General features: G+C 60.6%; 14 protein-coding genes and 1 pseudogene. 5 read left to right on the forward strand and 10 right to left on the reverse strand.

Features of this window, described 5'->3' with window-relative positions:
* The 3 genes from ACRARG_RS19390 to ACRARG_RS19400 form a co-directional block, all read right to left on the reverse strand.
* On the reverse strand, positions 1–580 hold a 580-nt coding region (locus tag ACRARG_RS19390; protein ID WP_432691757.1), incomplete at its 3' end, for a TniQ family protein.
* 38 nt (positions 581–618) lie between these two features.
* Positions 619–1,557 (reverse strand): TniB family NTP-binding protein, encoded by a 939-nt coding sequence (locus ACRARG_RS19395; RefSeq protein WP_432691758.1) that lies wholly within the window; start codon positions 1,555–1,557, stop codon positions 619–621.
* Positions 1,548–3,194 (reverse strand): TnsB C-terminal domain-containing protein, encoded by a 1,647-nt coding sequence (locus ACRARG_RS19400; RefSeq protein ID WP_432691759.1) that lies wholly within the window; start codon positions 3,192–3,194, stop codon positions 1,548–1,550. Before ACRARG_RS19400 ends, ACRARG_RS19395 begins: the two co-directional genes overlap by 10 nt.
* 104 nt (positions 3,195–3,298) lie before the next feature.
* Here ACRARG_RS19400 and ACRARG_RS19405 point away from each other — a divergent pair, with 104 nt between their 5' ends.
* Positions 3,299–4,411: a tyrosine-type recombinase/integrase gene (locus ACRARG_RS19405; protein ID WP_432691760.1), complete on the forward strand. Its 1,113-nt coding sequence runs from the start codon at positions 3,299–3,301 to the stop codon at positions 4,409–4,411.
* A 13-nt stretch (positions 4,412–4,424) separates the two neighbouring features.
* Here the strand turns inward: ACRARG_RS19405 and repC are convergent, their stop codons facing one another.
* From repC to ACRARG_RS19425, 4 genes are all read right to left on the reverse strand, one after another.
* A complete protein-coding gene (gene repC / locus ACRARG_RS19410) occupies positions 4,425–5,705 on the reverse strand; it encodes a plasmid replication protein RepC (RefSeq protein ID WP_432691761.1) in 1,281 nt (426 codons plus the stop codon).
* Between the two features lie 160 nt (positions 5,706–5,865).
* Positions 5,866–6,861, reverse strand: coding sequence for a plasmid partitioning protein RepB (gene repB, locus ACRARG_RS19415; protein WP_028095335.1), 996 nt, complete (start codon positions 6,859–6,861; stop codon positions 5,866–5,868).
* 103 nt (positions 6,862–6,964) lie between these two features.
* Positions 6,965–8,176, reverse strand: coding sequence for a plasmid partitioning protein RepA (repA, locus tag ACRARG_RS19420; protein WP_009574268.1), 1,212 nt, complete (start codon positions 8,174–8,176; stop codon positions 6,965–6,967).
* 491 nt (positions 8,177–8,667) lie between these two features.
* Positions 8,668–9,006 (reverse strand): DUF736 domain-containing protein, encoded by a 339-nt coding sequence (locus ACRARG_RS19425; RefSeq protein ID WP_028095336.1) that lies wholly within the window; start codon positions 9,004–9,006, stop codon positions 8,668–8,670.
* 595 nt (positions 9,007–9,601) lie between these two features.
* On the opposite strand from ACRARG_RS19425, the gene ACRARG_RS19430 reads away from it, so the two are divergent.
* Complete coding sequence (locus ACRARG_RS19430; RefSeq protein ID WP_229861747.1) at positions 9,602–9,751, forward strand: hypothetical protein; 150 nt, start codon at positions 9,602–9,604, stop codon at positions 9,749–9,751.
* An 18-nt stretch (positions 9,752–9,769) separates the two neighbouring features.
* Positions 9,770–9,937: a hypothetical protein gene (locus ACRARG_RS19435; RefSeq protein WP_229861748.1), complete on the forward strand. Its 168-nt coding sequence runs from the start codon at positions 9,770–9,772 to the stop codon at positions 9,935–9,937.
* A 120-nt stretch (positions 9,938–10,057) separates the two neighbouring features.
* Here ACRARG_RS19435 and ACRARG_RS19440 read toward each other — a convergent pair whose 3' ends face one another.
* From ACRARG_RS19440 to ACRARG_RS19450, 3 genes are all read right to left on the reverse strand, one after another.
* Complete coding sequence (locus ACRARG_RS19440; RefSeq protein WP_028095337.1) at positions 10,058–10,969, reverse strand: DUF2493 domain-containing protein; 912 nt, start codon at positions 10,967–10,969, stop codon at positions 10,058–10,060.
* Positions 10,970–11,432: 463 nt separating this feature from the next.
* The gene (locus tag ACRARG_RS19445) at positions 11,433–12,314 is read right to left on the reverse strand and encodes a DUF7146 domain-containing protein (protein WP_229861749.1); all 882 of its coding nucleotides are present in this window, start codon (positions 12,312–12,314) and stop codon (positions 11,433–11,435) included.
* Positions 12,311–12,706, reverse strand: a complete 396-nt coding sequence (locus ACRARG_RS19450) for a hypothetical protein (RefSeq protein WP_028095338.1) — start codon at positions 12,704–12,706, stop codon at positions 12,311–12,313. The genes ACRARG_RS19445 and ACRARG_RS19450 overlap by 4 nt, the downstream gene beginning before the upstream one ends.
* Between ACRARG_RS19450 and ACRARG_RS19455 the strand changes: the two are divergent.
* Positions 12,704–13,174 (forward strand): annotated as a pseudogene (locus ACRARG_RS19455) (integrase core domain-containing protein); the annotation flags it as partial. The gene ACRARG_RS19450 and the pseudogene ACRARG_RS19455 sit on opposite strands and share 3 nt — an antisense overlap.
* A 79-nt stretch (positions 13,175–13,253) precedes the next feature.
* A protein-coding gene (locus tag ACRARG_RS19460) for an IS3 family transposase (RefSeq protein ID WP_088652433.1) occupies positions 13,254–14,353 on the forward strand; the annotation gives its coding sequence in 2 pieces (ribosomal slippage) (positions 13,254–13,506 and positions 13,506–14,353; 1,101 coding nt in all).
* The last annotated feature ends 135 nt before the right edge of the window (positions 14,354–14,488 follow it).

Raw genomic sequence — 14,488 nt, forward strand, 5'->3', positions numbered from 1 at the left:
ACCAATGGTGACTCAAATCGGCGTCCAGTCTCACATACCCTGAATCGGTTTCAGAAATGCGACACAGGCAAGTCATTGAAAACAAATGGAACGCAGTCTCAGAAATTCCGGCAGACCGACAGCACTTGCGACAGTAGGGGCGCAGCAGGCCATTCAGCATGCGAAAAGTAAGCCGCAGGCCACCACGACAGGCGGGGCAGCGATCCAGAAGCATCGTTCGGTGCGACTGGCAAACCACCTGCTCCGCCAATCGCCAATGCCCCCGCAGATAGGCATCGCGACCGGTAGCGACATCCGCATCGAAACAGGCAAGGCAGACCGGCACTGTCTCGGTCAAAAACCAGTCCAGAGGCCGAGCAGGATATCGGGAAGCCAGTGACCTGCGACGAAGCCGTTCCGGATCGATCCTGCAGGCCTTCGCCCAAAGCCTGAGCAGCCCCAAATCCGGCGCCACATCGTCAACCTGCCGCGCGCCTGCGTCCTTACCCCCCTGCCCCGCCAGGTACACCATCAGCTCAAGGGGCTCCGCCCCGTAGCGCGCGGCAACCCGCGCCACCCAGGACGAAAGCAGTTCGTCCATGAACGGTCGCGACGCGACGGGCAGTCTGGCCGGCACCATCATGCCACGACCCGTTGCTGCACGGGCTTCCCCCGCCGCCGAGCGGTCTGGGTCATCGAGACCAGCGGCAGCACCAGGTTGTCGCCAAAACTATCCGCGTCGAGGCGCTCCTTACCCGACCGAACCGCATCTTCCGCCGCCGTCTCTATCAGGCGGAAGATGCGCGCCGTCACACCGGAGGTCAGCTTGTGAATCCGCTCTCTGGCCTCCCCACTGATCAGATCAGATGCCTCGCGCAAAGGCAGGATGCGTTCAAAACTTTTCAGGAGCCCTGCGAAGGCGGTATCGTTCAGCCAGGGCTTGAGATGGAACGCCTCGAACCGCTCAGCCAGCTGCGCATCGGTCAGCAGGGCTTGGCGCGCAAGATCCGTTCCGGCACAAACCAGTGGAATCCGAAGGTCATTAGCCAGGAACCGGATCGCATTGAGAAAGATGCGCTGCTGCCGAAAGGTACCGGCAAGCATCCCGTTCACTTCGTCGAGAATGATCATCTTAGCCCCTACGGTCCGCAGCAACGACCGGCAGATATCCTTCTCGCGGGCGAGCGTGCCGCCTGTCATCGCAGGAGCGCCCATGGCGGCCAGAAGTTCGCGGTAAAGATCGCGTTCAATCGGTTCGGATGGCACTTGCGCAACAACCACCGGGCGGTGGTCGACGCCGGTCACCTGGCTGAACTTCGGCGGGTGGTCGCGTTCGAACTTGCGGACGATCTTGGTCTTGCCCATGCCTGTATCGCCATAAATCAGCAGGCAGGGCATCCGGTCCCGCGGCGGATAGGTCAATAGGTTCTCCAGACGCGCCAGAGCCGCCGCGGATTGATCGAAACCGATCCAACGGTCAGCCCGGATCCAGGCGATGCGCTCCTCATCCGTCAGCGCCGCAAACCGGCGGTAGGTCGGATCGAGATGTGCAAATGCGATGCCTTCGTTCACGACCATTCCTCGACTTCGAACCCCGGGTGGTCCCGGAGCACATTCTCGCTTTCCTTGGGCTCCGAACCGGCATCTACAGCCTCGTAGGCCCCTACCCCACCAAGCGCTCGGTCCCATCTCTCGGAAAACCGCCTGGCCTCCCGTGTCCTGCTGCTGGCCGCATCAACCAGGGCACGCTGTTCCTCGATCACCGCGAATATGAGGTCTTCGTCCTCGAGCGCGCGCCCGCGCGCGCGTAAAATCGCCTGCGCGCGGCGATGCTCCACAAGGGTGATCGACGGATGGCGCAGATCCGCAAACCGAACAGCATAGCGCCGGCCTTCGGGGCCAAGCACAAAGATCGTCGAGAGATCGCGAGGATCGTAGGTCACGCGCAATTGCCGGTCCTGCCGACCAGCCCAGAGGCTCAGGACATCGTCCCAATACCGCAGGCCGAAGAGATGGATGCCATCGCGGCGTACCATGCGTTCCGTGCTCGGCAGGAAGTCGATCCGGAACCCCTCGGGATCGTAAGGCCGGCGCAATGGTGCGTCGCGCCGCCCATAGGCCTCGTTCCAGGCCGCGACTGGCGGAATGCCGAGCGAGCGGTGCCGTTCGGCATGATAACGGGTGATTTCCAGCGCCAACCAGTGCTCCAGCTCGTCGAGCGTCATCGCCGACTTGCCCACGGAATCATAGTCGCCGCGGTCCTTGATGCTGCTGAAGGTCGATCCCGGCAGCAGGTGGACCGCCCCCATCATCGTGCCGATCAGCCGCTCGATGTGACCGCCGTAATGTGGCGCCCCGATCGGCCGATACTGCAACGAAATCCCGTGCTCCTCGGCGCCCCGCGTCATCGCTTTTGAGCGGAACTCCTTGGCATTGTCGACGTGAATGGTCTCCGGCAATCCCTCGGCGGGCCAGTCTGCGTCGATCCCCAAGCTCTCCAGCCAGTCGAATTTGGGCTGCACCAAGTGCTGAATGGCCAGTGCAACCGACAAGGCTGATGGCGGCTCCAGCGTCAGATAGAACCCTGCCACCATGCGGCTGGCGACGTCGATAGCAAGGGTCAGCCAGGGCCGTTGCAAAGGCTTCCGATGAACCCGGTCCACGACGATGACATCCACCAACGTGTGGTCGATCTGAACCACCTCATAGGCCCGTTCGACCTGATAGCTGCCTGACACCGGGTGATGGCGCTGGCGAGAGGCCTTAGCGCCCTCACGCGCCGCCATGAGTTCCGCCGGATCTATCGCCGCCACACGGTCCCGCAGCGTGGTCCAGCACGGGGGACGCAAACCCCTCTGACTGCACCGCCTGCGCACCTCCTTTTGTAGGGCGTTGATGCTCGGCTTCTGGAGGGACTTGTAGAACTCCTCGATCGCCCCCGAAATCACCGCTTCGATCTCGTCAGGCAGCCGACGGCTGCCCGTCGGTGTCCCAACCTGAGCCGCCAACAACGAACTGGCGACCGGGCGCGCCTTGTACGCTGAGATCAATTCGTACAGGCGAGAGCGCTTGAGACCAAGATCGCGGCAGGCCTTTAGGAATTCGGCACGGTTCGGTGGCGCCTTGCTTGCAAGGCGGCGTATCACAGCTTCCCGCGCAACCGCCTGTTCCCACGCAGCATCGTCGACGGCGTTGATGTCTGCTCGATCCACCATGGCCAAACCCGGAAAATAAGTGTCTTATGTCCGATAATGAAACTATAATCCGGGAATGAAACAAGAACATGAACACAATGATATCAATACGTTAGTGTCCACTAATGGAACAAGAACGACAGTCAGAAAGCACCGAGAAATCGAGCTCGGAAGCGCCGAACGGGTCTTTGTCCAACGAGGACAACGAGAGAGATCGCCCTGACGGCGACGCCTTGACCCTGCCGTCCTTTGTAGCGGGTTCCGGCACGCTTGACCGGCTGGTCGATACCGCCCGCGACTATGCCCGCGCAGCTGCGTCTGAGAACACGCTGAAGGCATATTCAAAGGACTGGGCACATTTTGCTCGCTGGTGCCGGATGAAGGGTGCCGAGCCGCTGCCGCCCGCTCCTGAAATAATCGGGCTTTATCTCGCGGATCTGGCGTCCGGGTCTGGCCCTTCCCCCGCCCTTTCGGTCTCGACCATCGACAGGCGGCTCTCGGGTCTCGCCTGGAACTATGCTCAACGCGGTTTCACCCTCGATCGCAAGAACCGACACATCGCGACGGTGCTGGCCGGCATCAAGCGCAAGCACGCGCGACCGCCGGTTCAGAAGGAAGCCATCCTGGCCGAGGACATCCTCGCGATGGTGGCCACCCTTCCTTTCGACCTGCGCGGCCTGCGGGATCGGGCGATCCTGCTGCTGGGCTATGCCGGAGGCCTGCGCCGCTCGGAAATCGTCAGCCTCGACGTACACAAAGACGATACGCCGGACTCCGGCGGCTGGATCGAGATATTCGAGAAAGGCGCCCTCCTTGCCCTCAACGCCAAGACCGGTTGGCGAGAAGTCGAGATCGGTCGAGGCTCCAAGGATCAGACCTGCCCTGTCCATGCCCTCGATCAATGGCTGCACTTTGCGAAGATCGACTTCGGCCCGGTCTTCGTCGGCACGTCGCGGGACGGCAAACGGGCAACCGAAACGCGGTTGAACGACAAGCATGTGGCCCGCCTGATCAAACGCACCGTCCTGGAAGCCGGCATCCGTTCCGAGCTGCCAGAAAAGGAACGCCTAGCGCTGTTTTCCGGCCACTCGCTGCGCGCCGGCCTCGCCAGTTCGGCGGAAGTAGACGAACGATACGTCCAGAAGCAGCTCGGGCACGCCTCCGCAGAGATGACCCGACGCTACCAGCGTAGGCGCGACCGGTTCCGCGTGAACCTGACTAAAGCTGCCGGTCTCTGACCCCCCTGCCCCATCACGCCGCCTGCCCGCTGATCCTGCCATAGAAGCTGCGCTCGAGATGCAGCTCCCCTGCCCCGGCCTTCTCGACCATGCCACGCAGATAGCCGCCCGGCGAGGAAACTTCCCCTGCGCAATGCTTCTCGAAGACAAGCGCCAGCGCTGCTGTCGCCACCTGTTTGCCCAATCGATCCTGCGCCACGTTCCACGCATGCTCGGACACCCCGATCATCGGCCTGAGCTGCCCGGCAACCCGGTGCAGATCGCCCCAATCCTTCAGGAAGCCGCCCATATTACGCGCCCAGGACGCGAATTCGGGACAGGCCTGCATCACTGTGGGCAGATCCAGTGCCGCGCGCTTCTTGCGGACTTCAGCCACCCACTCTTCCAGCTCCCTGTCAACCTGATCTTCGGGCTGAGCATTGGGCACCACGGCCGCGACTTCCTCATTTTCTGAGGAATTACGAGTTACAGGATCAAGTTGGTTTGTAATTAGTATATGAGGGTCAGAAATGACCTCCCTGGGGTTCATTTCTTGAGTCTTCTCGGGAACTTGTTCCTTGGCTTCGGGCGCGTTTTCCACAGGTTGAACGACCTCGGTTGCCTTGAGATAGGCCGCTTCGACGCGCTCCTGAAGTTCCTTGAACCAGGTCAGCAACCGCGCAAGTTGCTCAGAGGCTTCATGACGGCGCGGAAGCCGATCAAGAAGCTCCTCGAAGAGGCCTGTGAATTGCGTCCAAGGACCGCGCAGCGCGCTGCTGACGGCGGTCTCGATCCGCGCGCGGATCATCCGGCGTGCCACGGTGATCTGGCGCTTCAAGCGCTGGCAGAGCTCGCGTTCGGCCTGCAAATCGCTATGCAGTTCCTCGAACTCCTCGACGCGAGCTGCGAGCGGCGACAGATCGAAGCCATAGGCCTCCACGATGCGCCCCTCAGCGTCCCTACGGCCCCAACGCTTGCCGTTCGGGCTGTCCTGGAAGGAGATCACGCCGATCTCGGCCAGGCGCCGCGCATGGCGTTTCAGCGCGGAAAGCGAGAAGCCCGTCTGCTCTATCAGATAGGCGTTCGATGCCCAGACGATCGGGCGCTGACCCTCCTCCCAGTCCTGGGCCTGGGTAAACGCCCCGAGCGTGTCGAGGAGCATCATGTCCCCCGCCTTGAGGCCAATGTAGGCTCCGACCCGCTTCACGGCCACGAAGGCCCGCGTTTTGGGTACAGCTACCTGTTCACCGGCTTGGGCAAGCTGCTCTGCAATGCCAAGACCCGGTGTCGGCTTGCGCCAACCTGTATGCTTCATGCCTGTTTCTCACCTCCAGTTATGTGGAGGCAAAAGAAAGCCGTTCGCCGAAGTGGCGTTCTTGTTGACAGTGATTCGCGGGAGAGATATCTTCTAAGCGACCAAACTTTTCAGATTAGCTCTCAGGCCACGCTGCTTGGGGGCTTTTCTTTTGCCTAGATCATTGTTCTGACTGCTCCTCTTTCGTCGCGAGGAATTCGCTGTACAGCTGATCAAGCCGACCCGAGAGAAAGTCTCCGAACTCGGTTGAATCTTGTGCCGTAAGCGAAATGCTGAATGCCTTTCCGGAACGACCGATGACTCCCTTGATGCGGCCTTTGCCGGCAGTCCAGGTTCGTTTCTTGGGCGCGGCACGCGTTTTTCGGCGCTTCGGCACCCTACCCGCTTCTGCCAGCTTGCTATGCAGGAACTCAAAGCGAGCATCACTGTCGAGGTTCTGAAACCCGTCGAACTCCAGAGCTCCCTCGAGGATCTTGTCATTCGATGGTTCCGAAGCCAACTTTTTGAAGTCTTCCCAGCGATCACGCCCAATCTGCTTGGCCGGCCCAATCTGTTCGATGACGTACCTAGGGACGTTCTGCGCCACTGACAGCATCCGTGAAAGCAACGTCCCATCGATGGTAAGTGCGGACTGGATCACGTCCTTTGCTTGTCCCATATCCAAGAGGCTCTTCGCAAAAAGGGCCTTCTCAATAAAAGAGAGGTCTGCGCGCGCAGTGTTTTCCTGCCCTTGAGCAAGAATGTGGGCCACATCGTCCATTGGTTTTACAACTGCGCGAACCTTACGGCCGAGCGCCGATGCAACGCGCACACGGCGATGCCCGAAGACGATCATATAGCGGCCATCCGCTTCCGGATGCGGTCTAAGCAGTACCGGCGTGTCCTGGCGACCCGCTGCGATCGATGCTTTCAGTTCGTCGAAAGCAACATCGTCATCACTAAGCCGATCCGAAACGAATGACACATCGATCAATTGCGGATCGATCTCGACAATGGTTTCACCTTCAAGGAGACGCTTCGAGTTTTCCGCAAGGCTATCAATCGAAACCTTCATCGATTTCGAAGCACCGCGCATTGCGTATCCAGAGCGACCGGAATCCTTGGGCTGCTCCGGCGAGCCCGCCATAACGCTCTTCAGGAGGTCTTTGCGAGCCATCAAGCCATCTCCTTTTCGTCCAAATCCAACCAAAGCGCCGCGCGCATTTCGACAGTTGCACGGCTGTCAAAACTAGCTCTCTGCACGGCTGTCAAAACCTTAGTCATTCACGCCCCCAAGCCTTGTGGATCAGTTCGGCGATTTCATCGTTCACGTCATTCAAAGATGTCACTGCGCGGTCATAAGTAGTCCGCACGAATTGAGACCGTTCAACTTCGTAAAGCGTCTGCTTCGTAATCCCAGCGTCGGAGATCGCCGTAGACTTCAGCACAGGAGCCGACAGCATCTGATTTGGGAACATCGCCTGGAGGAACCCAACCATCTGCTTTTGGGGACCGTCCGTTGGTTCAAATCGCGTTACCAGGTAACGGAACCACTTCAGGCGCATGTTCGCTCCAGCGTCACGGATCGTCTTCATGATTCCGCCCAGCATCAGGAGAAACTGGCTCATCGACATGACGTCCAGCATCTGAGGATGGACTGTCACAATGACCGAGGAAGAAGCCGTGAGAGCAGTGAGCGTGAGGTAGCCCAGTTGAGGAGGGCAATCGATCACAACCACGTCATAGCGGTCATCAACCTCGCTAAGCGCCTTCGATATGCGAGTGAAGAAGGTACGGCCCTCGTGGGGATCGCTGCTCGTCAAAGCAACCGGGGTATCGTATTCGTACTCTTGAAGCTCGAGACTTGCCGGCACGATATCAAGGTTGGGAAAGTTCGTTGGCCGGATCACCTCTGAGATCGGCTTACGCTCGTCATCATAGCGAAGTGTCTCGTAGAGCGAAGGCACGTCGTCGAGTTCAGGCTGAATGCCATGCAAAGCTGTGAGCGAGGCCTGAGGGTCCAAGTCGATCGCAAGAACTCGATGCCCTTTCAACGCCAAGTGCTGCGCGAGGTGGGCGGCGGTAGTGGTCTTTCCACTTCCTCCTTTGAAGTTCACGACGGACACGACGTGCAGTTCTTCACCAGGCTGCCGATAGGGGACATAACGGCGTTTTCCGGGGCGGCCATGCTTGTCGAGATAAGCTCTCAGTTCCAGCATCTGCTCGGCCGAGTAGCTGCGCCTCCCGGACGATGATGTTTCAGGTTCAGGACCTTTGCCTTCGAGATGAAGCTTCTTGATGGTCGACTGCGTCACGCCGAGATAGTAAGCAACCTCGGCCAATGAAAACTGACGTAGACCTTTTTGGGCGTCCGGAGGATACTGTTCCTGCCGCAACATATTGAGGCGGTCGGAAATCAACTCTCCTTGCTGTAGGATGATCTCGTCGAAGGGTTGATCCTTCGTATCAGCCGCAAAAGACCGTTCTCGCATCCGCCTGTCCTCTAAATATCGCTTTTTCAGCGATTTCGCTCATTAAAGTGTCATCTACACGGAAAACTGAGTCTTAACAACGATTTTCGCCCGGCGGTTAGATCTTACCCAATCTACCAGCGTGCCTAGATGCCTCGACAAAGTATAGCGATCGAGGAATGTAGCTACCCAATATCTTGGGGAAACTGTCACTCGCTCGGATGTGTAGTCAACTTTAACTTCGCGCCAGTTACATTCAACTATCTGTTTTTGTTTCTTTTTTCACCGCTGCACGGCTGTCAAAATGCAAGATGCTGGAAGCCTCATGGCGCTAGGGGAACTACGAACCCGTCTCCTCCGAAGCGGATTGCATCATCATCACCTTGCGCCAATTCAGTGATCGGTTGCTTCCACCAAGCGGACCAACCACTGGCTCCAAAATGTGGGGAATGCGTTTCAGCGCGAAGGGAAACAGAGGAAATCGGCTGGGTTGTCCCAGCCGATTCTTTACGTCACGCAGCGTCTTTCGGCCCCCAAGGGATGACGGCCTGCAGGGACAGATCGTTCTGGTTCGCGGCCTTGCCGAGGTTGGCGTTGAAGCCGTGGTCGCGGATGGTCAGCGTATAGTAGTCGGCGCCGGTCTCCTTGTTCTGCTTCTTCCAGATGCCGCCGCACTCGACCAGCTTGCCGCGCGGGGAGCGGCCGAGGACGCGGTGCGTGGGGGCCATCGGGTTCACGCTTGCGACGGGTTCGACCGTGATGTCGAGGTCGAAGGTCAGGGTCGAGATGGAGCCGACGCCCTTGGCGGTTTCGATGTCGGCGCTGGTGAATTTGATGCAGTTCGTGGTCATCGCTCTTCTCCTTGTTTGCGTTGCAATGATGGTCACCTTGCAGCGGGCAAGGCCCGGCCACACCGAAGGCGGAGCGCAGCGGAGAGGGGCAGGCGCCGGTCTTTTTGCCTCGCGAGGAATGGCCCGCAGGGACAGGGGAAAAAGATCGGTGACAACCTTTTGGACGGGACGACAGCTGCGACCAGCATGTCATGCAACTCAGACAAAGGGAGAAGTGCGGCGGCCGCGAAGGAAACTGGGTGAACTGCCGACAGCCAGGAACGCCGATGCGTCCTTTGCACAGGCTCGCCAGATCTTTCGATACACACCACGACCTATCGCAACGCGACACCGGCCCGTATTCAGCTCCTCGGTCGGGTCACTAGGGGCCTCAAGCAGAGAGTGCTCTGACAGGCAGGAGAAGATGAAATGCCAGGGCGAAGACACGCGCATCTGTTCCCGACGGCTTCAATCCCGGCCGCGTTGCGAACTTCGAAGATGTCCCGTATGGGATTGCGAAACTGAGCAAACGACGCATGCGACTCGGAAGATCGGGTAGAAGCTCGGGCCCGCTCCAATCCCGATACGTGTCGGCATAAGTGAAGAGGATAAGCTGTTGGACGGCGCAACACCGAATGTGGTCACCGAGGATGGCCTGCGCGATCTGCACTCAGATGGCTACCTCATCGAGGTGATCTGCAACCAGACTGCCGGGAAGCGCCACAACAGTTGGCATGGCGCCTGGGCCGTGCACGCGGTGACGTAGGATGGCCAGGATGCGAAGATGCTTGTCACGAGCCGTAGCGTCTTCAAATTGCGCGAGTTCAAGACGATCGTCGGATTGGTCAGTTTCCTGGCCGACATGGGCTGCCTTTCGGCGAATATCCCGCTGACGACCGGACGACGTGAGCGTCAGGAGGCTTCAGAGGGTCTCGCCACAGCCGCCAGTTAGAAATGGTGTTAACACTCACGGCGGTCTGACAGACCAAATCCCGCAGAAGTGCGCAGCTCTGCGCACTCATAGAGCGAACCGCACAGTGTGCTCTGACTGATGTCATGGTAGAACCGGGGCCTAAGCCCCGATCCTCTTGATGCGGATCCCGAGCTTGCGGGCCTTGTCGACGATGTTCTCGGTGATGCCCGAACCGGGCGTTGCGATCAGACCCTGCGGCATGGTCTCGAGCATCTTGTCATTGCGCTTGAAGGGAGCCGCCTTGCCGTGGCTCTTCCAGTCGGGCTTGAAGACTACCTGGGTGACGCCCCGAGTATCTGCCCAGCGGGCCGCGATCATCTCGGCACCTTTCGGCGTGCCGCCGTGCAGCAGCACCATGTCGGGGAATTTGGCGTGCGTGGCGTCGAGCACGGACCAGATCAGATCGTAGGCGTGATAGCCCCCGCCCGAGAAGGCGATCCGCGTGCCTTCGGGGCAGTGTACCTCTGTCTCCTTGCGTCGCTTGGCCGAGAGGTAGGCCCGGCTGTCCACCACGGCGGAAGTCAGGCCGCGATGCGAGACCTTGGATCCGGTGCGGGGCAGCCAGGGTGAACCCGTGGCGGCCGAAAAGTGGTCCACGGCCAGATCGCGCATCTGCTCGAAAGCGTCGCGATGGTCCCAGAGTTTGAGCCCGATCATTTGGAGGCGCTCTAGTTCGACCGAGGCGACCTCTGAGCCGTCCTGGATGGCCAGACTTTCCCGGACCTCGAATTCGTTGTCGTCGAGCAGCTTCTGGATATGGGTGAGCCGGCGATGGAAGATTGAGGTCAGGGACCAGAGCATCTCTTCGAGATTGTCTTCCAACTGGCTGCCGGTGATGAGGCCGGTGGTGGTGTCAAAGAGCGCCGCCATGGCGAGCTCGACCTCGTCAGGCTGGGGCAGGGGGCGGTGATCGGTCTCGCCGGGCCCTGGCGTTGCGCCGTGAAGTGCGAGGTGGTCGAGGATGGCGGAGGTCACGCCGGTTTCCTCTTGGACGTCTGTCTGATGGGGCATTGTCTGGTTCCTCTGTTTGATCTGACCCGATTTGGATGGGGCGATACCAGGACCGGCGGCGACCGGGCCGCATCCGTCAGGATCGGAGCGAAGCGGAGAATGCGCCGCGGGCCGGAAAATTGGTCCCGCGAGGAATGAGCCGAAGGCTCAGGGGAATTTTCCGGGTAGCGGCGCATTGCTGCCCGGGCGAGGGGCACTCAGCCCCGACCCGCCGGTCCATCGCTCCCAATATCCAAACGGGATCAGATCGAACCCGCGGAACCTTTGCCCTGTTGGACATCCAAGAGGATGGTGGCGGTCACCCGTCCTCGATCTCCAGACCTTGTGCTTTCATGGCCTCTATCAGCGACCGGCGCAGCGTATCCTTGCCAAGTGCCTGCAAATCGTCGTTGAAATCGCCCATGTTTGGCACGAGATCACCACAGGTAATTCCCCGAGATTCCAGTTGGTTACGAAATCTCTTTCATGCGTTACGTCCGGCTTCGTCATTGTCCCGCGCGATCCAGATACGCTTGATCCCCGGCGGCGGGATGAACAGCCCGAGATGGGTGGCGGTGAGACAGGAGGCGAGATCGAACTCGGGGAGAGCGGTGCCCACCGAAAGGGTGTTCTCGAGACCTTCGCCGACGATGAGATCAGAGCGGCCCGTGCCGGACCAGAAGCGGATGGCATGGCCGTGAAGCTGCCCGAGGATCCGCTTCGGGCTCTCGATCCCGGCCAGACCGCCGGTGGACGGGTCTAGATAGAACCGCGCGCATCCAGTGATCTGGCCGCGAATATCGGTGATCTTCGCGAGCAGGGCAGGAGCCCTTTGCGGCGGATCGGCGTCGTCCGTGCCGTGCCGCAGGAAGACCCGTGGGTGATAGCGCAGGGCCGAACCCAGCCGTGTGATGCCACGCCCCTGCAGATAGGTGGCGGCCAGGGTGCCCAGGACCGGCTTGCCAGCGGCAAAGAGTTTGCGCGTCCGCGCGATGCGTTTGCTCGAGGCGGCATCTGGTTGCTCACGGGTTTGGGTGTCTCGCGGCACGGCCGGGCAGGGGGCCTCGCCAAGGAAAGACCGGGCCTCCCACAGCGTCTCTTTGAGCGTGATCGACCCAAGCCGTTCATGCAGCAGGTCGATCAAGTCGCCATATTCACCCGTCGCGTAATCGGTCCAGGACCCGGCCTTGCGCCCACCCTGGGCCTGGAGCCGGATGGCAAGGCTCTGCCCCTTTGCGCCCGAAGTGTCACCAACCTGCCAATAATTGCCCTGCTTGCGCCCCTCGGGGAAATACTGGCGGCAGAAGCTCTCGGCCCGGTCTGCCAGATCGGCCGAGAGGTCCGCGATACTGCGCCCCGCGCTCATGCTGCGGCATCCGCTGCACTGCCGCCAACAGGATACTCCGCGAGAACCCGCACCAGCACCTCGGTGCCATCCACCGGGATGAACACCCGCGTCTTCCACTGGATCACCTCGGTGAAACAGCCCATCGCCTTCAGTGCAGGCAGGGCCGTGCCCGACGCGCTGTTCAATTCCAGCCTCGGCTGACCCATGACCAGCGAGCGGCGCAGCTGGTAGCCGCCAAGGAGGCTCAGGGTCGTCTTCGCGTCCATGACCGCGCCGAACACCTCCTGCGGCGTCATCTCGATCTGACAATCGAGACCCAAGCGCGCATAGACATTGAGAAGCTGCTCCTGACTGACCAGACGGCCGATAGCGCGTTCCCCGTCTTCAGTCTGCAGGCGGTAGATGCGCATGACCAGCTTGCCATGGGCAAGAAGCTGCGCGTCCTGACGGTCGTGGACACGTTCTCGCGTTATTCGCCGGTGCTGGATGTTCGGTTCAGTTATCGCGGGGAAGACGTGGTCGCCACCCTGGATCGGGTGTGCCGCCGGATCGGCTATCCGAAGACGATCCGGGTCGACCAGGGTAGCGAGTTCATCTCCCGCGACATGGACCTCTGGGCCTATCAGCGCGGCGTGATCCTCGACTTCTCACGGCCCGGTAAGCCGACCGATAACGCTTTCATCGAGGCCTTTAACGGACGGTTCCGGCAGGAGTGCCTGAACACACATTGGTTCATGAACCTTGCGGATGCCTGCGAAAAAGTGGAGGCTTGGCGGAGATACTACAATGACGAACGGCCACACAGCGCGATCGGGAACAAACCGCCGATCCTGCTGACGAAATCGGGAGGCGCAACCAGCCCGTCACCCCGATCATAGTGACCTGCTTCCCGCTTCCTGGACCGGATCGAGCTGGGATTTTCCAGTTTAGGATCGGGCCGGGAATCGGAGAGCTGACATGAAGAGATCGAAGTTCAGCGAGGCGCAGATCGCGTTCGTCCTGAAGCAGGCGGAAGAGGGCACGGTGATCGGCGAGGTGTGCCGGAAGGCCGGGATCAGTGAGGCGACGTTCTATGCTTGGCGGAAGAAGTATGCCGGGCTGATGCCGTCGGAGATGCGCCGGCTGCGGCAGCTTGAGGACGAGAATGGCAAGCTGAAGAAGCTGGTGGCGGACCTGAGCCTGGACAAGGCGATGCTGCAGGACGTGCTGGCAAAAAAACTGTAGGGCCTGCGCGGCGGCGCCAGCTCGTCGATGAGGTTCGGGCGACCTGGAAGGTCAGCATCCGGCGGACTTGCCAGGTGCTGCGCGCCGAGCGATCGAGCTACCACTACAAAGGCAGGCGCCGCTCGCAGGCCGCACTGATGGAACGGATCAAGGAGATCGCAGCGACACGGATACGCTACGGCTACCGGCGCATCCATGTCCTGCTGCGGCGCGAAGGCTGGGCCATAAACCAGAAGAGGGTTTATCGCCTTTACAAGGCGTTAGGCTTGCAGCTCAGGAACAAGACGCCGAAGCGACGGGTCAAGGCGAACCTGCGCGAGGACCGCTGCCCGGCAGTTCGCAGCAACGAGACCTGGGCCATGGACTTTGTTCACGACCAACTCGCGACGGGCACGAAGATCCGGGTTCTGACGATCGTCGACACCTTCAGCCGCTACGCCCCGGCAATCGTGCCCCGGTTCAGCTTCCGCGCCCCGGACGTGATTGAGGTGCTCGAACGGGTCGGCGCCGAAATCGGCCTGCCGAGGACGATCCGGGTCGACCAAGGCAGCGAGTTCGTCTCCCGCGACCTTGATCTCTGGGCCTACCAGCGGGACGTCACCCTGGACTTCTCGCGTCCCGGGAAGCCGACGGACAATGCCTTCATCGAGAGCCTGAACGGCAAGTTCCGGGCGGAGTGCTTGAGTGCCCACTGGTTCATGACCCTCGACGACGCGGCCCGAAAATGCGAGGCTTGGCGCAGAGACTACAACGAAGTTCGCCCACACAGCTCGATCGGCAACAAGCCACCGATAGAGCTCATGGATCGGTCGGTGGCAGATGGCCCTCACTGACCGCGGAATGACCGGAAGCGCCCGCCCGGGTGGTCCAGCATCGGGTAGCAGGTCAATAGCCGGAAAACTCTGCCCGCCGCTGGTCCAAAGATGGGTGTCGCTTCATTCGTGCGGAAAACTCTAAGCCAAACCGGT

This window comes from Pseudooceanicola profundi (genome assembly GCF_050897955.1).
Lineage (GTDB): Bacteria > Pseudomonadota > Alphaproteobacteria > Rhodobacterales > Rhodobacteraceae > Pseudooceanicola.

What these genes read in the sequence shown, in the direction of transcription:
- ACRARG_RS19405 (WP_432691760.1), top strand. Translation starts at nt 3,299, where the DNA reads ATGGAACAAGAACGACAGTCAGAAAGCACCGAGAAATCGAGCTCGGAA.
- ACRARG_RS19445 (WP_229861749.1), bottom strand. Translation starts at nt 12,314, where the DNA reads ATGAGCGCGGGGCGCAGTATCGCGGACCTCTCGGCCGATCTGGCAGAC.
- repC (WP_432691761.1), bottom strand. Translation starts at nt 5,705, where the DNA reads ATGAAGCATACAGGTTGGCGCAAGCCGACACCGGGTCTTGGCATTGCA.
- ACRARG_RS19435 (WP_229861748.1), top strand. Translation starts at nt 9,770, where the DNA reads ATGCTTGTCACGAGCCGTAGCGTCTTCAAATTGCGCGAGTTCAAGACG.
- ACRARG_RS19450 (WP_028095338.1), bottom strand. Translation starts at nt 12,706, where the DNA reads ATGCGCATCTACCGCCTGCAGACTGAAGACGGGGAACGCGCTATCGGC.
- ACRARG_RS19440 (WP_028095337.1), bottom strand. Translation starts at nt 10,969, where the DNA reads ATGCCCCATCAGACAGACGTCCAAGAGGAAACCGGCGTGACCTCCGCC.
- ACRARG_RS19400 (WP_432691759.1), bottom strand. Translation starts at nt 3,194, where the DNA reads ATGGTGGATCGAGCAGACATCAACGCCGTCGACGATGCTGCGTGGGAA.
- ACRARG_RS19395 (WP_432691758.1), bottom strand. Translation starts at nt 1,557, where the DNA reads ATGGTCGTGAACGAAGGCATCGCATTTGCACATCTCGATCCGACCTAC.
- repB (WP_028095335.1), bottom strand. Translation starts at nt 6,861, where the DNA reads ATGGCTCGCAAAGACCTCCTGAAGAGCGTTATGGCGGGCTCGCCGGAG.
- ACRARG_RS19425 (WP_028095336.1), bottom strand. Translation starts at nt 9,006, where the DNA reads ATGACCACGAACTGCATCAAATTCACCAGCGCCGACATCGAAACCGCC.
- repA (WP_009574268.1), bottom strand. Translation starts at nt 8,176, where the DNA reads ATGCGAGAACGGTCTTTTGCGGCTGATACGAAGGATCAACCCTTCGAC.